This is a genomic window from Proteiniborus sp., assembly GCF_040308045.1.
Taxonomy (GTDB): domain Bacteria; phylum Bacillota; class Clostridia; order Tissierellales; family Proteiniboraceae; genus Proteiniborus.
In genome coordinates this window covers 79,089-96,329 of record NZ_JAWRHZ010000057.1, presented here as the reverse complement: position 1 = coordinate 96,329, position 17,241 = coordinate 79,089, and the positions used below count along the sequence as shown (strand labels likewise).

The window sequence follows — 17,241 nt, the reverse complement described above, 5'->3', positions numbered from 1 at the left end:
GAAATGGGGATTTGTCATCCATTTTTGTTTATAAAGATATTAAAATAATTATCCCTTGCAAGGGGTAAGGATTTTTAAGCAATACAAATATTCAAAAATCAAGGGTTGTTAGAAATCTCTATTAAGATTTTTGACAATACCTTCTCATGTGAGGAGGTAAATTCATGAAAGAGTATAATATACTAACGACTTCAATCGATATTACTTATAATTGCCCATTTCGTTGTTTACATTGTTTTAATTCAAGTGGCACTCATAATTTTGCAAAAAAGGAAATGACAAATGGTGAATTTATGAACGCGATTAAACAAATAAGTGAATATAGACCAAATACAGTATGTTTTTGTGGAGGAGAGCCTTTACTTAGAAAAGACTTATTAATTGAATCTGCAAGTTATTTATCAGAGAATTCAAAACACAATATTGACATTAATTTAGTTACTAATGGATATTTAATGGATAAAAAGACAGCAACTCGACTCAAAGATAGTGGTTTTAAATTAATTCAGATTAGTTTAGATGGAGCAACACCAAGTACTCATGACTGGTTAAGAAACAAGAAAGGATCTTATCATAAAGCCATAGAAGCCACTCAAATTCTTGTTGATGAAGGTTTTTATGTTGGAATTGCGTGTGCTCCTAATAAGAAGAATATCGATGAAATAGATGATTTAATTGATTTGTGTTATGAACTTGGTGTAAAGGAATTTAGGATGCAGCCACTCATGAAACTTGGAAGAGCTAAAAACATCGAGGACTCTTTTTTGAACAGTGAAGATTATTGGAAGCTGTGTAGAAAGTTACGAAAAAAGCAAGAGCAGATGGTATTAAAAGGAATGCATATAGAGTGGGGTGATCCGATACTACATATTTTAAGTGGAAGAAAGGGAAAAAAACACCTAGATTATATAAGCATTAATGCTTATGGAGACATTGTGATATCACCTTACCTACCCGTTATTGTTGGAAACATCAAAAAACATACCCTTAATGAATATTTTAATAATGGTTTAGGAGAAGTATGGGAGTTGGATTTTATTAAGGTGTTAAGTAGATACGTGAAAAGCGCAGAGACTCTCGATATAAATAGTATTAATAATTTAATACCTGAAATATTTACAGGGAGAGATATTGAAGTTGATCTAGTAGAGGATAATATTATACTTATGGATAGAAAAATAATAGAAAAATATAAATTTGAGGGAGTGATTTGAGTGAAAGAATTGAGATTGATTTTATCAGAAAATGAGCAAGTTCTTTTTGACTATTTTAATGATATCGATCTTTTTGAGGAACAAAGATATATCAATTATAAGATTAATGTCGATTTTCTTATGAACGAGACATTGTTGCATGAGTCAATTTTTAAAGCAGAGTTGATTTGTGTTGGTGAGTTTGAGAATAATAATTTAAAAGATATTGCCATTTTTAAATTTCCATCTAATAAAAGGACTAATAGATCTATAACATTATATTTTATTTCAAACTTAAATGCAGAGTTCATAAAAAAGGTAATATCTTATACAAAGAAATATGTAGAAAAAGACTACAATAAAATAAAGATTTATATTAGAGATTGTTTTAATAAAGACAAGATTATTAATATCTTTACAAAAATTGGTTTTGAACAGGAGATACAATATAGCACCGCTGTCGGGGAGGTTTATATTTTATCTTATTTTTTGGGGTTGAAAACATATGCAAAAATCGATTAGATGGGAAATTGAGCCTAATTGTAATTTAAAATGTAAACATTGCTTTTTAGGGAAGACAAAATTTGATAGAAGCCTATCAATTGAAGATAATAAAAAGATAGTTAATAAACTAAATGAAGTAGGAATAAATGAAATCTCGTTTACCTCAAAAGAGCCCTTTTTATATAATGGAATTATTGACCTGATTGATTATTGTAAGAAAAAAGACATTTCAGTATCTTTTGTCACTAATGGAACCTTAATAGATAGAAAAATACTCGAAAAATTAATTAAATGTAGGATCAAGTTTATTTCTTTAAGCTTGGAGGGAATAAGCGAGGTAACAAATGATTACATAAGGGGTAATGGAGTTTTTGATAAGGTTACAAGAACTATAAAGACAATAAATAATATTAACACCAAGAATAAGAAAATTATTCCTATTGTTATTCAAATATCATTAACAGACAAAAACTATAATGAGGCCGATAGGTTTATAGACTTTTTTGAGCAACTAGGCGTCTTAACGGTTAATATTGGAGATATAGCTATAATGGGAAACGCTGAAGATAATCTTGATATAAAACTAGATATGAATAAATATGTCCAAGCAGCAGAAAGTATATTGAGTAATTACGCACTCAAAAAAAATAAAAAAATCATGCTGAGCTTTAAAAGTAAAACAAGTTATGAGACTGTATATTATAATACGATATATGATTTAGATCTTGATATAAGGATGCCAGATTGTCCAATAAATCGTGGTTTTTTTACATTGCTACCAGATGGGACTATGACCGGTTGTGTATCTTTGATATCAAATATGCAAGAGTTAAATACTATGTATGGGAATATATTAGAAATGGACCTAAAAGAATATGTACCCAGAGTTAATACCAAATTAGCCGAGTTGCAAAAAAAATTTCAATCGGATGGAATTTGCGTAGAATGTATATATAGAAGTTCTTGTAATCTGTGTGCAATAGTATGCAATGATGTAGCACTAATAGATGCAATGAAAGAAAAATGTACCTTATATGCTAATAAATTAAAAGATATAATGTATGGCATCCTACATAATCAAGTAATGTTTAGATTAAAGAGCAATGTATACATAATAAACCGATTAAACATTTTTACAATTAATAAGATTTATTGGGGCTCTAAGCAAACTAGAATTTTAATTGAAAATGAATATGATAAGGACTTAATAATAAAAATGTGTGCCATGGATGAATATTGCTATATAGATGAACTTAAGCCTAAGGCAGACTATGATTATAAATTACTTATAGAAAATATCGTAATGAACGATATGATATCTATCAAAAAATAAAAAATGAGGGGTGAGAGGATGAATTTGATTAATAAAGAGAAATATACACCAATACTAATTAAGGATAATCTAGCATATATGAGAAAAGAAAAAAATGGGCTAATGATATCATCTAAGTATTTAATAAATCAATATCCTATCTTTTTAAATAGATCCGCAGAGTATATCATCAATAATTGTGATGGTAGCAATTCTTTAGATAGAATCTATGAGTTAATGTGGGATAAGTATGAGATTCAAAGTGAGTATGATTTTAAGAAAGACGTAGATAATTTGTTGTTCACCTTATGGAAAATTGGTCTAATTAAGTGGGAAAGTGAAAATCCATTTAGAGAAAGAGACAGGATGATAGTTGGTGATTATATATACCAGAAAGTTGATATTGATTCATTTGATGAATTTATTAAAAAATTTGATGATAATGCTTTTGTAAGTTTTCAAGATCCTACATTTAGCTCGAATTACTTTGATGATGAATCCTATATTAAATTAAGTTTTATAAACAATCTAGTTGGAGCTTATTTACTTAAAAGGAATGACGTTGAATTTGCCAATCTGTTAATAGGATATGAGCATTCTGACTTTATTATAAATATATATAAGTTAAATATTAAAGGGGAATTATTTGAAAATAGCCTAAAAGAAATGAAGTATTGGTTAGAATGGGTTTGTAGCCAAGTAAATGATTTGTTTTCTATCAGTTCTCCAAATTATAAATATAACATATTCTCATTGCAATGTGAAAAAGACGACATAAACAATATTTCAGTATTACAAAAAATTGGATTTAAGGAAGTAGGGGTTCTTAGCAAAGAGGTAAATGATAAAGACATAATACTATATACATATGATACAGATGAGTAGTACTAACAGAAATATTTAAAAAAATAGGGATACTAGCATTAATGCTGTCCCTAAAAGAAAGGGGGATTACTAGTGAAAGAGCTATATGTAATGCCTAATGTAACTGTCAGCCCAGATGATAGTGTAAGTCCAAACGCATGTAGTATAGGATTAGCATTTGCAGTAGCATATGCAGCTGCTATCTGGGATGTAGCAGGTATCTACAATTATGTAGGAGCCTTTGCTGTAGCATTTGTAGCATTAGCAGTAGGTTGCTGGCCAGATTAATTAAAGTCCTAAGGCTGTATTAGTTACTTAGGCAAAGTATATCCACTTAGCATATTTATAATATAGAGTTTTTTAGATTTCTCATTTAATAATAAGTTACTCGCTAAGTGGATATGCTTTATAAAATTGCCATATAAAGTTTTCTAGTAGATGCCGAGCTTAAGAAGCAAGGAAATTTAAATACAGGAGTGAATATTGTGGAGTATGTTTATAAAACCTATAATGGAATTAATCATATAGGAGAGATAAACGTCAAAAGAAAAGAAGAAAATGATTTTTCAAATCTAACTTTGAATTACGATATGATAACTCATATGAAAGAAATAGAAATTATAAGAGATAAACAGCTGGAATTGATATGCATAAAGATTATTATAAATTCTAAAAACCTTAATGAGCGATATACAATAATAAAAACAGAAAAAAACAAATATAGTATTTTGGAATCAAATGATTATATAGTAAAAAGAGGAAATCTAATTATATTGGACGAATTAAAACTATTAATTCCTTATTTCATAAATGAAGAAGTTTTTAGTACGTATCTAGATATAAATTCATTAAATATAATGCCATTGAGAATATTTAAGAAGAATAATTTACAATTCAATATTTTAATTCCTGAGTTCTCCTATTGCGAGTATAATAAAGATAATTTATTTTTAGAATACTATGAAAACTATAATTCGAAAATACGAATATATAAATAAACTTGTATTTGTAGCTTGTATTTAAGGAGGAAAACTATGAAAAAAGTATATAAATTTGTTTATATGACTTTGTTACTTATCCCTATCATTAGTTATTTTTTAGTAAAGAATAAGCTTTCACATGATGTGTTTTCTAATGATTTGTTAACTTTTATGAAAATATTTGTTATATCAGGATTCTGTTCTGTAGTGTTAGTTAACATAATAAGCGTTGTTTACAGAAAAAAAGCATACCAACACATTTTATATATTAAATATCTGCAATGGTTTACACTAATAACATATGTGTTTATAAATTTAATTGTTGTTTTTTTTACAGGAATGCTAGGAGAGGCTATATTGCAAAAAATAATATATTTTAATGTTGGGTTAATAATAGCGATATTTGGAGTTATATTTCCAAGGTTAAAATATAATGAAGTGTTAGGATTTAAAAGTACTTGGGCACTAAAAGATGAAATAGTATGGGAAAAGGTTCATAATTTCTCAGCTTATACATGGTTTTTAGGTGGATTAATGTTTATGGCTATATTATTTGTAGAATCTAAGAAAATGTTTGCTACGCTATTAGTTATAGCTTTTTTATTAATAATACCTATACCTTATTTGTATTCTTTTATTGTATATAAAAAAGAACATAAGTAATTTAATATACATATCATAGGCATTAACTTAAGCCATGTTATACCAATGTAAAAATTACACTTAAAAAAAGTATAAAAAATGGGAATCTCAAAGTGAAGATCAAATCACAAAGAAGAGATTCCTACTGAAGCTGCTTCTGATTTATATAGACAGCTAAGAAGCTTCAGTTGACAATACCGAATATTTTTTCTTGAAACCCTTGTAAAGAGAATATGTAAAAAAAGCTTTGATGATAAGCGTCAACGAAAAAAACGTTGGAAATTTTACAAGAGTCCTTTTTCTCGAAAACAACTTCTAAAATATAGCTTAGGTTAACACTTATTATGTACATATTTTAGATATTTTAGAAATAGGAAATTAAATATAAATATGTCACTAAACTAAGTTAGGGACATATTTTTTCTTTATTCAGGTATTTTGATTAGTAGCAAAATTATCTGGAATTAACGATTTTAACAAGCGATGGACATTAGAAAAATTACTTTTAAATTAAGTATAATAGGATTCTTTTATAATTTTTAAAATTGGATGGGAATAGGTACTAGGTTATATTTTGAGGTTAATAGAAGGATTTCTAGTACTTATTATAGAATAATATATTGATTTGGATGAAAGAAGAGTTTAATTAATCAAATAAACCTTATTTTTTTCAGAGGTGAAAAGAATGGGAAAGATCTTAATAGTTGAAGATGATTTGATAATTTGTGAAGGACTAAGTGAAATTATTAAAACCATTGATAAAGAACTTGAAATACTTACTACAGGATATGCGGAAAAAGCATTAAGCCATGCGTCTAATGGCTATTATGATGCATTTCTATTAGATATTCATCTAATTGATTACTCAGGTATGAAACTAGCTAAACAGATTAGAAACATGGAAAAGTATAAACTAACACCAATAATATTCATTACATCAATTCCTACTAAAGAATTATTAGCATTTAAACAAATACACTGTTATGACTATATAGTAAAGCCCTTTAGCAGAAAAGAGGTAATAGAGGCTTTAAAGACAATCATAGATTATGGAATTAAAAATGAAGACAACCAACCAGTTCTTAAACTAAAACAAAAAGCCTGCTCTTATATAATAAAACAAAATGATATTATCTACATTGAATCAATTAATAAAAAAATATATATTAACACTATTAATGAGCAAATTAAATTATCCACCTATTCTTTGAAGAAATTGTTAAGTGAGCTGACAAATGATTTTGTACAGTGTCATAAAGGATATATTATAAATACAAATTATCTTCAAAAAGCCGACAAGGTTAATGACTTAATTAAGCTTAGTAATATAGATAAATATATACCCATAGGTAGAAAATATAAAGAATCTTTGAAAGGTACATGGATATGACACTAATACAACGGATTCTAATGGGAGCATTTGATATTATTGGATATATTTTAATATCAAGAAAGTTACTAAACTACGAAAGCTTTAATAAAAAAATATATGTACTGTGCATATTTTCCTTATCATTAATTATAGCCATTATTGGAGGTTACGTATCAGAGCAACACAATTTCATAATAACTACGGTACTAATGTGGATAGTGGTTTACTATCTATATAGAAGAAATGCTATAGAGACTACTTATCTTCATATTTTAAGCATAATCATTGTAGTACTTGTACAATTTTTAACAGTAGCGTTACTGGAAATATTTATGGAAAAAATTGAATATTCTTTTTTTTATGGATTGACTTCACAGATTATATCATTAGTTATGATTATTAGTATAAGTAGATACCTACCCATAAATCTTATATTTCACTTTATTTTAAAAAGAAATAAGACTTTAAAATTTTTAGTATTAAATCTATTATGTTTACTAATTGCTATATTATTTTATTGGTATGCTGATTTAGAGGGGATTTTACATAATATTATTAGTATGTTTATTCTTTTTATAGGTATTATTTTTGTGAATTTAGTGCTGCTAAAAAATGGATTAAGAGAAGAGTACACGGAACGGCAGCTACAAATATATGAAAAATATCTACCAGTTATTGATCAATTAATTAATGAACTGAGAAAACGACAACATGAATACGATAATCATATTCAAGCACTAAAAATGCTAACTACAATTAATACAGATTATGAAAGTACTATAAAAACTATAACAAGGTATTCAGAGCAATTGGCGATACAAAGTGACTTAGGAAAACTTATAAAGCTTAATAATAAAGTACTAGCTGGTTTCCTATATAGTAAACAAAAGCTAGCAGAAAAATTGGGTATTGATTTTGAAATAGTGATAAATGATTATGATTTTTCAACCAGACTATTGGACTATGAATTAGTAGAGGTAATTGGCAATCTTATAAATAATGCATTTGAAACCGAAGTGGAAAAAAATACTGTAGAGATTATATTATCAAAAAATCAAGATATGGACATTATTAAAGTGAAAAATAAGCATCCATACCTTGGATATGAGGTTATAAACAGTATGTTTAGAAAAGGATTTTCTACAAAATCAAATAAAAGTAGAGGTTATGGACTACCAAATTTAAAAGAAATAATTAAGAAATATAAAGGAGAAGTAAGCGTAAGTAATATTAAGTACGATAATGAAAACTATGTTGTTTTTAGAGTATCAATTAAGAGTTAACTTCTTGTTTTAGGCAGTCAGGACAATTAGGCTCACCCCAAAGAAACCAACAAGCTGTTTCAGAAATAGCTAACGGTGCTAGCATAATAAGTAAGCTACCAAGAAAGTTTATTAGCTTCATGAAAATCGTTCTTTGATTTTTCATACAGTAATCCTCCTTTCGCAATTAATAATTGAATACATTGTAATGTAATAACCCATATGGATTTAGCGAAATATGGGTTATTTTTTGTGGCAAAGTACATTATAAAATGAAAAAGTACAATTAGTATGCTAAAGAATTTAAACTTAAGTATTTTTTTGTTACTATATTTTGGCCTAGTTTTTGAAGTAATTGGAGCTAGTAGAACAATAACTAGTAAGGAAAAAACAAGCTGTATCATTACATTGAAATAATTAGGTGAAAATTTGTTTGATAAATAAATAGATATTAAAAAAAATATTCCGCTAAAAATTAAGCATCCCATATATGTTTTATAATGGATTCCTCCTGTATACGCTCTAAGAGGAATCAAAGAAATTAAACAGTAGATAAAAGACCTCTGTTCATTTAAGAAAGAAAATATTAAAAATAAAACTATTATTTTTGATAGTTCATTGAGAATAACTTCTAGGATGTATTTTAATTTAATACTGTCATATTCTGAAAGGTTAATATGATTTTTGAAGTAATTATGAATTTTATCTATCAAGAAGTTTATCAATACCATCACCTTAGCTTATGAGTATCTTTTATAGGATAGTATCACATAACTTTGATTAAGCCTATAGTAAATTGATAAACAGTATCTTAAACGGAATGAACAACATTTAAGTAAAAAATGCTGTCGTTTATTCCGTTTCATATGCTGTTTATCTATAATACCTTGTTGGCATATTTTCTTAATGCTATTATATATATTGCCAAGCAGCTTGTACAAGCGTGGCCGATAGACAAAAAAGTAGGAAAATATTCTAAAGGGATAAAAGTCAAATTTAACTTTGCCTTAGCATTAGCCACGAACCCGAAATTTTTAATTTTGGATGAAGATACTTCGGGATTAGATCCGCTTATGAGAGATGACATATTGAATATTTTAATGGAATATGTTCAAAAAAAAGAACATATAGTGCTGTTTTCATCTCACATAGTAAGCGATTTAGATAAGATAGCAGATAAAATTATATTTATTCACAAGGGAAAAGTAATATTAGAAGAAGATAAGTATACCATGCTATACAATTATGGTATTATCAAGTGTTCCTTTAATGACTTTCAAGAAATTAATCCTGAAAATATCATAACATATCGGAAATTGGACTATGAAACAATGATATTAGTAGAAGATAAGAAAAAAATGCAAAATATGTATCCTAATCTCTTAATTGAAAGTCCATATACAATTATATTGGGTATTTTTAGCATAGGCGTATTATCATTTCTTACGCAGTTTCATTACGCGCTTACTGTACAAGTAATATGTAGATAAGGGTGAAAATAATGAAAATGTATTCAGAATTTTTTTCGAAATTTTTGGTTTTCCTAGGGATAGGTTTCTTGATATATATGATATACCCTGTGAGCTACCCTATGAACTTTATAGAAATAATATTTTATACTGTTATTTCTTATATTATTTATTATATTCAGATTGATATTCATGAGTTTGGACATTACATTGCAGCAAGAATTGCGTCACTAAATGTTGCAGAAATATATTTATCCTTTATGAATATCCTGTTTTATGAAAAAAGCTTCAATAAAAAATATCAATTTCATTTACCGTATAAAGAAATTGGCGGCACATTAAAAACTTTTACGAGAAAGAGCATAAGTAATAAATTTGAATTTGAAAACTATAAGAGAAAACTGCTAATAACATTATATGGTGGCCCTTTGATGAGTTTGTCTATTACATTTTGTTTGTATTTTTGTATTGTAAACAGCAAACTTATTATTTGGAAGATATCTTTCATAATATCCTTACTAATTTTGTTAAGTTCCCTAATGGGAGATGTGTTAAACATATTTAGTATGAAAAAAAACTTAACTTTTTTTGCACAAATGGCAATCATGCAAGAATTAATGCTACCAAAATATCTAATCAACAATAATAATCTTGAATATTTATCTAAAACCATGGCAAATAGAATCAATTCTTTGATAAAAAACAATCCAAATTCAATTATCAAAAAATATAATATTGCAATATTATTTTTGAGTTCTCTAGTTTTGAAAAAACAAATTTTACAAGATAATACTATTAATTATTTGAAAAAAGTAATGTTTACAAATACTCATAACTGTGATACGTCAAAAAAACATAAGAATCAAAATTTGTTAGTCTATTTTATATTATATTTGAACTTAATAGAAAAAGATATGACTTTTAACGATGATTTCATGGAATTTCTTGATCCTTGTTTATTGAAAAGAACTGAAATTAATATGATTGAAAAATATATCTTTTCAAAGAACATTAGCGATGAAAAGTTTTTTGAAAATTGCGAAAACGAGTTGAGCTCAGAAAAATATTTATACAAAGCAATTTGGAATACTTACAAATAACTTAAGGAGGTACAAAATGAAACTGAACAATTTAGCAGATAGTTTGACTTTAGAAGAGAGAAAATTTTATTATTCCTTCATAAATAAAGAACCTGCTAAAGAGAATTACATTAAGAAATGGAAGCAAAAGAAGAACTTAGTATCAGATGATGATTTCAATATTATGCTTGAGACAAGGGGATTTTCTAATAAAGATTTTAATAATTGCTTGTGCGAATTGTCTATACAAGAATCTAAAAAGATTGATGAAATAGTACATAAGGAAGAATGGGTACAGTTGTATTATAATATTTTGTCTAATTATCAAACTGTTGAAAGCATAAGAGCTACTAATTTACTAGATATCGCATATATTGTCCATCCCTTTATCTTATTTTACAGAAAAGAAATAACCAATATAACAAGCACTATCACAAAATACAAACTATCAGAAACGGTTTTTCAGAAAATAATTCAAGCTTTTGTTGAAGAACTGGTAAATATTTTTTCTAAAGTCATTATAGTCGATATGAATGAATTCGCAGAAATGTTTGATTTCTCCAGTAATGATCCTTCACAAAAATTTGTTGATTACTTAGTCAATAGATTTAACAATATTGAAGCATTTAATAGTTTTTATTCAAGATATATTGTGTGTACTCGATTAGCAATAGTAAGAACTATCTATAGCATAAACTTTATAAAAGAAGCTCTTAATAGGTTGGAACATCACTTTATTGAACTATCTAAACTAGGCTTCATAAATACGAATTGTTTATCAGACATTAGACTCTCTGCTGGTGACTCACATGATAAAGGAAGAAGTGTAATTATCTTTTGTTTCGAAGATAATAAAGTTGTATATAAGCCAAGAAACCATTCGATAACTAAGTCATTTAATATGTTTATTGAATGGATTAATAAAAAGAGTGGTCTTTTACTCTTAAAAACTTATAAAGGAATATATGGAAAAGATTATTCTTTTGAAGAGTTTATAGAACAGCTGTCATGCATATCTTCTGAGGAAATAAAACAATACTATATAAGATTTGGGTATATTTTAGGATTAGCTCATGTATTGTGCGCAAATGATCTTCATTTGGAAAATCTAATTGCTCACGGAGAATACCCTATTCTTATTGATATAGAAACGATTATTCAAAGTGATAGGCAATATGAAATTCTTGAGTCAGCTAATAGCAAAGTAACTTATGATTATATTTTCAATTCTGTACAAAATACAGCTCTTTTACCTACGATAGCTTTTATGGATAAAGATAGAAATGGTATAGACATAAGTGCGCTAAACGGAAAAGAAACTAAGTTGCCATATAAGATCCTTTCACTTTCAAATTTAAATACAATGGATATGAAGTATGAATATGTTGAATATATTCGTCCAGGCTCAAATAATTTACCGACACTTAATAACGAAATAGTTGATTTTGTCGAATACAGAAAAGAGATATTAAAAGGTTTTTATGATTTTATGCAATTCATATTGAATAATAAGAGTGAAATAATTTCTGAAGATGGAATTCTAAATGTTTTTTTAAATAAGAAAGTGAGAGTAGTTGTCAAAAATACAGATTCTTATGCTACATTGCTGAAATATTCAAATCATCCTGTGTACTGTAGGGACATGCTGCTTAGAGAGAAGTTGCTAGAAAATTTATGGGCATTCCCACATAAAAAAAGAGCAATATCGATTAGTGAAAATAAAGATTTAACTTTTGGTGATATTCCTATTTTCTATACTTTAACAAATTCTTTAGATTTAATAGATAGTAATAATATTATTATTCAAAATTACTTTCCACTATCTGGACTTGAGAAAGTGAAAAATAGAATTATAGATTTATCTATGGAGGAAATCAATAAAGAGCTTTCTATAATAAAAGTTTGTTTAGGACTTTATGATGAGAAATATAAAAAAATGAAATATGAGAAATTACCATTAATAAATATTCAAAAAACACATTCTAATATATTAATAAAGGAAGCAGTGAAGATAGGTGATTTTATTTTAAGCAAGAGCTATGAAGCCCAGGATCAATTGTCTTGGCCATCAATTAATCTGTCTGAAGAATCCTGGAAAGTTGAAGCTATGGATGAGAGCTTGTATTCAGGTCAATCAGGTTTAGCATTGTTCTTTATAGAGTTGTTCAAGTTCACAAATGACCAAAAATATAAGAAAGCTTATGATAAAATCATAAATTCAGTTATTTTAAATACTAAATATAATCATAATTTTGCTGCCTATTCTGGTAAATTGTCTTTAGTTTTTCCTGTTTTATCTGAATTAAATTCGCAAGGGCATTCTCAATATACAAAATATATAGATTCAGCAATGAAAGATTTGCAAGAAAACCTAAATGATATTAAAAATCTTGATTGGATTGGAGGTTTAGCAGGAGTTTTAGCACTTACTTGTGAGACATATAAGGTGACAAAAGATTCAAAATATCTAGAATTAATTAGAGAGATATCCGATAATTTAGTGGTATTGCAACAAATGGAGAGGAGAGAGCTGAAGGAAGGATTTGCTCATGGCTGTGCAGGAATTGCAACTTCATTATTAAGGGCTTACAATTATATTCAAAATCCTGTCTATAAACACAAAGCATTAGAGTTATTTGATCTGCAAAGAAAAAAATATGACTCTTCGCAAGAATTTAAATGGTGCTGGGGAGCTACAGGATGGGGAATAGCTCTAATAGAAACAAATTTATATAATTACAATGACATATATAAAAACGATTTAATAAAAATTATTAATAGCTTACCTAACTTCTTAAAAGGTGATGATTGTATCTGCCATGGTAATCTAGGAGATATTGAGCTATTAAATTTGATAGAACATTCATCTTTAGATGTTAACATTGCAGATAAGTTGAATCAAAGACTATCCTCAATACTATATCATTATAAAGAAAATTCTGAATATAATGTAAACTCGTTGCCGGAAATACCTAATATTAGCTTATTTACAGGCTTAACAGGGGTTGCGTACCAATATCTAAGAATATTAGAGCCCAAAAACATATCAAGTGTTTATACTTTAAGCATTTAGAATAGTTAATATTGTTGGTATCTTAGATGCAGTGCAGGTAAACAAAGGGGAGATATTATGGAAAACATTCAATGCAAATATGACGATAAATTAGTAGGTAGAGCATTCGAAGAATTATCACTTGAAGAAATGGCTGCTTCTCAAGGTGGTGTCAATCCATTAACATCATCTGTGCCATGCCTTAAAACTGTTACTATTAGCAGTGGATGGTGTAGTGCAGGTGTTATTGTTAGTACGATTGTATACTCCGTAATGAAATGCTAAAGAAAGGATGTTTTTAGTATGAATGATAAATTCTTGATGGAATATGATTCTAGATTCGTAGGCAAAGCATTTGAAGAACTATCACTTGAAGAAATGGCTTTATCACAAGGATGTGGTGATATTGTACCTATGTCAGGACCACCATGTTTCCTTATAACTGCTGGTAGCGCATTATTAATTACATTTTGGCTTTGTCAGAATAATTAGTTAATATTATAAACCTGCACTGCATCTAAGATACCAACATTAATATATAACAAATAAGCATTTTTATCAATAATCAATATTTCCTAGTATAATGGCAATTACAAACAGTACAGTTTAGAAGCGAGGTGGCTTATGAGAAAGATTGTAGCTTATATTGGTAGTAGAAGAGGTGAGAGCTCAAATACATACAAATTTGCTAAGAGTGTATTGGATTTTGTATCCGCTAATTGTGATTCGACATATGAAATTATCCGACCAGAAGATTTCTTAATTAATGAATGTGAAGGTTGTCAAGTTTGTTTTAGAGAAGGTTACTGTATTAAAGATGATGATATAAAATTAATTAAAAATAAGTTGCTAGGAGCTGATTTTATAGTCTTGGCAAGCCCAGTCTATGTTCATAATATATCAGGTGATTTAAAAGTATTGATAGATCGTTTAGGGTATTGGACACATTTATTAAAACTTGCTGGTAAAGGTAGTGCAGTTTTAACTACCAATATGTCAAACGGACATAATACAGCTTTAAATTATTTAGAGATGGTTTTAACCTCATTAGGAAGCCAAGTAGTGACAAAATATAATGCATCTTCACATTATCCAAACCAACTAAATGATGAAAAATGGATTAAGGCTTCATCAAACATCATAGGGTATTCCATAATTGATAGTTTAGAACATGGGGTTAAATCTACACAAAAGCTTGAATCCTTATTTCTTACATTAAAAGAAATGATGATAAAGTATAGAGAATACAAAATAAATTATGGGGAATGGTCATATTGGAACGATATGGGATATTTTGATTGTGAGAATTTTTCGGAGCTATTAGAGTTACAAAATAGGAGTGCTTGCAAATGAGAAAAATAGATGTAATAGAACAAATGGAACATAGTGAATGTGGCATGGTCTGTGTGGCTATGCTACTCAATTATTATGGTAAAAACAGAACTATGAGCGAATTACGTGAAAAATATGGGATTCCAAATGGCGGATTGAATTTATTGCAAATGTCTATGATATTAGAAGATTTCGGATTAGAAAATAAAGGTTTAAGGATTAACGATGTAGGAGCTCTAGATAATACACATACTCCCTTTATCGCTTTTTGGAAAGGAAACCATTTTGTAATAGTTGAGAAGATTGGAAGAACTATTACAATAATAGATCCTTCTAATGGTAGAAGAAAGATTTCTCACAAAGAATTCATTGAATCTTTTAGTGGTGTTATATTACTAGTATTAAATAAACGAGAGAAAAAATTTCTTAGCAAAAGAGATAAAACCCCATTTTTCATAGATGAAATAAAAAAATATAGAGGTTTTATTCTTCTTGTTATTATTCTAACTATAATTTTGCAAGGAATAATGATATATATTCCTAAAATGATAGCGAATTTAACGGATTTCATTTTAATAGAGAAAGCTATGGACACTAACCCATTTCTTTTGCAGTTTATAGTTATGACAGTATTATATTATCTAGTAAGTATGCTTCGTACAATTTTAGTAGTTAAAGTTCAAATATTATTGGATATAAGTTTACTTAGTAAAACCATAAATCACTTGTTGAAAGTTCCAATTCAGTTTTACACTAGTAGAAGTAAAGGTGAATTATTATTTAGAATAAATTCTAATTCATATATTAGACAAATATTAAGTGAAAAAGTAGTAAGTGTTAGCATAGATCTTATATTTACTGTTATTTATATCATTGCACTTCTTCAGATAAATGTAAAGCTAACTGGAGTTGTATTTATTGTTGGGTTTTTAATTTTCATATTATCCATGCTATATACAAAAGCGCTTAAATCTAATCAACAAAACCAAATTATTCATTCAACAAAAACACAAAATATAGTTACAGAGTTGGTTAATAACATTGATACTTTAAAGGCATTTGGCGTAGAAAATGATATTTTGATGAAATGGAAGAAAAGTTTTTTATCACAAATGAAATTTGAGGAAAAAAAGGCTAAATATGCCGGATTTCTTGGTAGTCTTCCAATTACAATACAGATGGTTTTTCCTGCTTTAATGTTTTTACTAGGTGGAATTTATGTGGGAAGAGGGGAACTTACTATTGGGAATTTAATAGCTTTTAATACTTTAGGTGGCTTGTTTTTATCACCGATATTATCATTAGCAGGTTCTTATTCAGATATTGAAATTGTAAAGATTTATTTTAACAAGCTACTAGATATATTAACAACTGGTGAACAAAAAGATGGAAGTATAAAAATTGATAAAATAAAAGGAAATATAAGTATTAAAAATCTTTGTTTTCAATATAGCAAGTTATCACCCTATGTTTTAAATGACATCAATATAGACATTAGGAGAGGAGAAAAAGTAGCCATAGTCGGTGAGAGTGGGTCTGGTAAAAGCACTTTACTTAAACTTATGTGTAGATTATATAGTCCAACTCAAGGCAAAATTGAATTTGATGATAGATCTATAGAAGATTTTAGAAAGGAGGATTTTTATAGAAATATTGGTGTAGTGCTTCAACAACCTCAATTATTCAATGAAAGTATAAGAGAAAATATTCTACTTTATAGAACAGTTTCAGAAGAAAGATTAATTAAAATAATTAAAGAATTAGAGATAGATAAAATTATTGAAGGATTACCTATTGGAATTGAAACAATATTGTCTGAAGATGGTGTTAACTTTTCGGGTGGGCAACGCCAAAGGATTACCCTAGCTAGAGCTATCGTTCATAATCCGAGTATACTTTTTTTAGATGAGCCTACTAGTTCCTTAGATAACAAAGCGGAAAGGAAATTCATGGATTTGTTATTGGAGATAAATTCTACATCCATCGTTGTTGCTCATAGATTTTATAATATTGAAGCATTTCATAAAATAATTGTTATGAATCAAGGACGAGTAGTTGCTGTAGGACATCACAATGAATTGATTGAAAATTGCTCATACTACCAAGAATTGTATTTAAGGGATAAAAAAATAGATAAGCAGCTTGCTATTTCATAGTCAAAAGATAATACTATATGTTAT

General features: G+C 27.9%; 18 protein-coding genes. 16 read left to right on the top strand and 2 right to left on the bottom strand.

The window, feature by feature from the left end:
* Positions 1-164: 164 nt before the first annotated feature.
* The 9 genes from ABV008_RS12425 to ABV008_RS12385 all read left to right on the top strand — a co-directional run bounded on the left by ABV008_RS12425 (position 165) and on the right by ABV008_RS12385 (position 8,150).
* Complete coding sequence (locus ABV008_RS12425; protein WP_352420149.1) at positions 165-1,214, top strand: radical SAM protein; 1,050 nt, start codon at positions 165-167, stop codon at positions 1,212-1,214.
* A complete protein-coding gene (locus ABV008_RS12420; RefSeq protein WP_352420148.1) occupies positions 1,215-1,715 on the top strand; it encodes a hypothetical protein in 501 nt (166 codons plus the stop codon).
* On the top strand, positions 1,699-3,030 hold the full coding sequence (locus ABV008_RS12415; RefSeq protein ID WP_352420147.1) for a radical SAM protein: 1,332 nt from the start codon (positions 1,699-1,701) through the stop codon (positions 3,028-3,030). Before ABV008_RS12420 ends, ABV008_RS12415 begins: the two co-directional genes overlap by 17 nt.
* An 18-nt stretch (positions 3,031-3,048) precedes the next feature.
* Positions 3,049-3,894, top strand: a complete 846-nt coding sequence (locus ABV008_RS12410) for a PqqD family protein (RefSeq protein ID WP_352420146.1) — start codon at positions 3,049-3,051, stop codon at positions 3,892-3,894.
* Positions 3,895-3,966: 72 nt separating this feature from the next.
* A complete protein-coding gene (locus ABV008_RS12405) occupies positions 3,967-4,161 on the top strand; it encodes a hypothetical protein (protein ID WP_352420145.1) in 195 nt (64 codons plus the stop codon).
* A 197-nt stretch (positions 4,162-4,358) separates the two neighbouring features.
* Positions 4,359-4,871, top strand: coding sequence for a hypothetical protein (locus tag ABV008_RS12400; protein ID WP_352420144.1), 513 nt, complete (start codon positions 4,359-4,361; stop codon positions 4,869-4,871).
* A gap of 36 nt (positions 4,872-4,907) precedes the next feature.
* Positions 4,908-5,516 carry an SdpI family protein gene (locus tag ABV008_RS12395; protein WP_352420143.1) on the top strand — a complete coding sequence of 203 codons (609 nt, stop codon included), beginning with the start codon at positions 4,908-4,910 and terminating at the stop codon, positions 5,514-5,516.
* Between the two features lie 664 nt (positions 5,517-6,180).
* Positions 6,181-6,885, top strand: a complete 705-nt coding sequence (locus tag ABV008_RS12390; protein WP_352420142.1) for a LytR/AlgR family response regulator transcription factor — start codon at positions 6,181-6,183, stop codon at positions 6,883-6,885.
* A complete protein-coding gene (locus tag ABV008_RS12385; RefSeq protein WP_352420141.1) occupies positions 6,876-8,150 on the top strand; it encodes a sensor histidine kinase in 1,275 nt (424 codons plus the stop codon). The genes ABV008_RS12390 and ABV008_RS12385 overlap by 10 nt, the downstream gene beginning before the upstream one ends.
* Here ABV008_RS12385 and ABV008_RS12380 read toward each other — a convergent pair.
* Together ABV008_RS12380 and ABV008_RS12375 are read right to left on the bottom strand one after the other, a co-directional pair.
* On the bottom strand, positions 8,140-8,295 hold the full coding sequence (locus tag ABV008_RS12380; protein WP_352420140.1) for a cyclic lactone autoinducer peptide: 156 nt from the start codon (positions 8,293-8,295) through the stop codon (positions 8,140-8,142). The two genes, ABV008_RS12385 and ABV008_RS12380, sit on opposite strands and share 11 nt — an antisense overlap.
* Positions 8,246-8,860 carry an accessory gene regulator ArgB-like protein gene (locus ABV008_RS12375; protein ID WP_352420139.1) on the bottom strand — a complete coding sequence of 205 codons (615 nt, stop codon included), beginning with the start codon at positions 8,858-8,860 and terminating at the stop codon, positions 8,246-8,248. Before ABV008_RS12375 ends, ABV008_RS12380 begins: the two co-directional genes overlap by 50 nt.
* Before the next feature lie 135 nt (positions 8,861-8,995).
* Here ABV008_RS12375 and ABV008_RS12370 point away from each other — a divergent pair, with 135 nt between their 5' ends.
* The 7 genes from ABV008_RS12370 (at position 8,996) to ABV008_RS12340 (ending at position 17,217) form a co-directional block, all read left to right on the top strand.
* Complete coding sequence (locus tag ABV008_RS12370) at positions 8,996-9,619, top strand: ATP-binding cassette domain-containing protein (RefSeq protein ID WP_352420138.1); 624 nt, start codon at positions 8,996-8,998, stop codon at positions 9,617-9,619.
* A gap of 101 nt (positions 9,620-9,720) precedes the next feature.
* Positions 9,721-10,698 carry a site-2 protease family protein gene (locus ABV008_RS12365; protein WP_352420137.1) on the top strand — a complete coding sequence of 326 codons (978 nt, stop codon included), beginning with the start codon at positions 9,721-9,723 and terminating at the stop codon, positions 10,696-10,698.
* 16 nt (positions 10,699-10,714) lie between these two features.
* Positions 10,715-13,750: a type 2 lanthipeptide synthetase LanM family protein gene (locus tag ABV008_RS12360; protein WP_352420136.1), complete on the top strand. Its 3,036-nt coding sequence runs from the start codon at positions 10,715-10,717 to the stop codon at positions 13,748-13,750.
* Between the two features lie 57 nt (positions 13,751-13,807).
* The gene (locus tag ABV008_RS12355; protein WP_352420135.1) at positions 13,808-14,014 is read left to right on the top strand and encodes a lichenicidin A2 family type 2 lantibiotic; all 207 of its coding nucleotides are present in this window, start codon (positions 13,808-13,810) and stop codon (positions 14,012-14,014) included.
* 18 nt (positions 14,015-14,032) lie between these two features.
* Positions 14,033-14,221 carry a mersacidin family lantibiotic gene (locus tag ABV008_RS12350; protein WP_352420134.1) on the top strand — a complete coding sequence of 63 codons (189 nt, stop codon included), beginning with the start codon at positions 14,033-14,035 and terminating at the stop codon, positions 14,219-14,221.
* Positions 14,222-14,353: 132 nt separating this feature from the next.
* On the top strand, positions 14,354-15,082 hold the full coding sequence (locus ABV008_RS12345; RefSeq protein ID WP_352420133.1) for a flavodoxin family protein: 729 nt from the start codon (positions 14,354-14,356) through the stop codon (positions 15,080-15,082).
* Entirely contained in the window at positions 15,079-17,217 is a 2,139-nt protein-coding gene (locus tag ABV008_RS12340) for a peptidase domain-containing ABC transporter (RefSeq protein WP_352420132.1), read from the top strand. The genes ABV008_RS12345 and ABV008_RS12340 overlap by 4 nt, the downstream gene beginning before the upstream one ends.
* Positions 17,218-17,241 lie beyond the last annotated feature (24 nt).

What these genes read in the sequence shown, in the direction of transcription:
- ABV008_RS12425 (WP_352420149.1), top strand. Translation starts at nt 165, where the DNA reads ATGAAAGAGTATAATATACTAACGACTTCAATCGATATTACTTATAAT.
- ABV008_RS12415 (WP_352420147.1), top strand. Translation starts at nt 1,699, where the DNA reads ATGCAAAAATCGATTAGATGGGAAATTGAGCCTAATTGTAATTTAAAA.
- ABV008_RS12410 (WP_352420146.1), top strand. Translation starts at nt 3,049, where the DNA reads ATGAATTTGATTAATAAAGAGAAATATACACCAATACTAATTAAGGAT.
- ABV008_RS12395 (WP_352420143.1), top strand. Translation starts at nt 4,908, where the DNA reads ATGAAAAAAGTATATAAATTTGTTTATATGACTTTGTTACTTATCCCT.
- ABV008_RS12390 (WP_352420142.1), top strand. Translation starts at nt 6,181, where the DNA reads ATGGGAAAGATCTTAATAGTTGAAGATGATTTGATAATTTGTGAAGGA.
- ABV008_RS12385 (WP_352420141.1), top strand. Translation starts at nt 6,876, where the DNA reads ATGGATATGACACTAATACAACGGATTCTAATGGGAGCATTTGATATT.
- ABV008_RS12380 (WP_352420140.1), bottom strand. Translation starts at nt 8,295, where the DNA reads ATGAAAAATCAAAGAACGATTTTCATGAAGCTAATAAACTTTCTTGGT.
- ABV008_RS12375 (WP_352420139.1), bottom strand. Translation starts at nt 8,860, where the DNA reads ATGGTATTGATAAACTTCTTGATAGATAAAATTCATAATTACTTCAAA.
- ABV008_RS12370 (WP_352420138.1), top strand. Translation starts at nt 8,996, where the DNA reads ATGCTGTTTATCTATAATACCTTGTTGGCATATTTTCTTAATGCTATT.
- ABV008_RS12365 (WP_352420137.1), top strand. Translation starts at nt 9,721, where the DNA reads ATGAACTTTATAGAAATAATATTTTATACTGTTATTTCTTATATTATT.
- ABV008_RS12360 (WP_352420136.1), top strand. Translation starts at nt 10,715, where the DNA reads ATGAAACTGAACAATTTAGCAGATAGTTTGACTTTAGAAGAGAGAAAA.
- ABV008_RS12355 (WP_352420135.1), top strand. Translation starts at nt 13,808, where the DNA reads ATGGAAAACATTCAATGCAAATATGACGATAAATTAGTAGGTAGAGCA.
- ABV008_RS12350 (WP_352420134.1), top strand. Translation starts at nt 14,033, where the DNA reads ATGAATGATAAATTCTTGATGGAATATGATTCTAGATTCGTAGGCAAA.
- ABV008_RS12345 (WP_352420133.1), top strand. Translation starts at nt 14,354, where the DNA reads ATGAGAAAGATTGTAGCTTATATTGGTAGTAGAAGAGGTGAGAGCTCA.
- ABV008_RS12340 (WP_352420132.1), top strand. Translation starts at nt 15,079, where the DNA reads ATGAGAAAAATAGATGTAATAGAACAAATGGAACATAGTGAATGTGGC.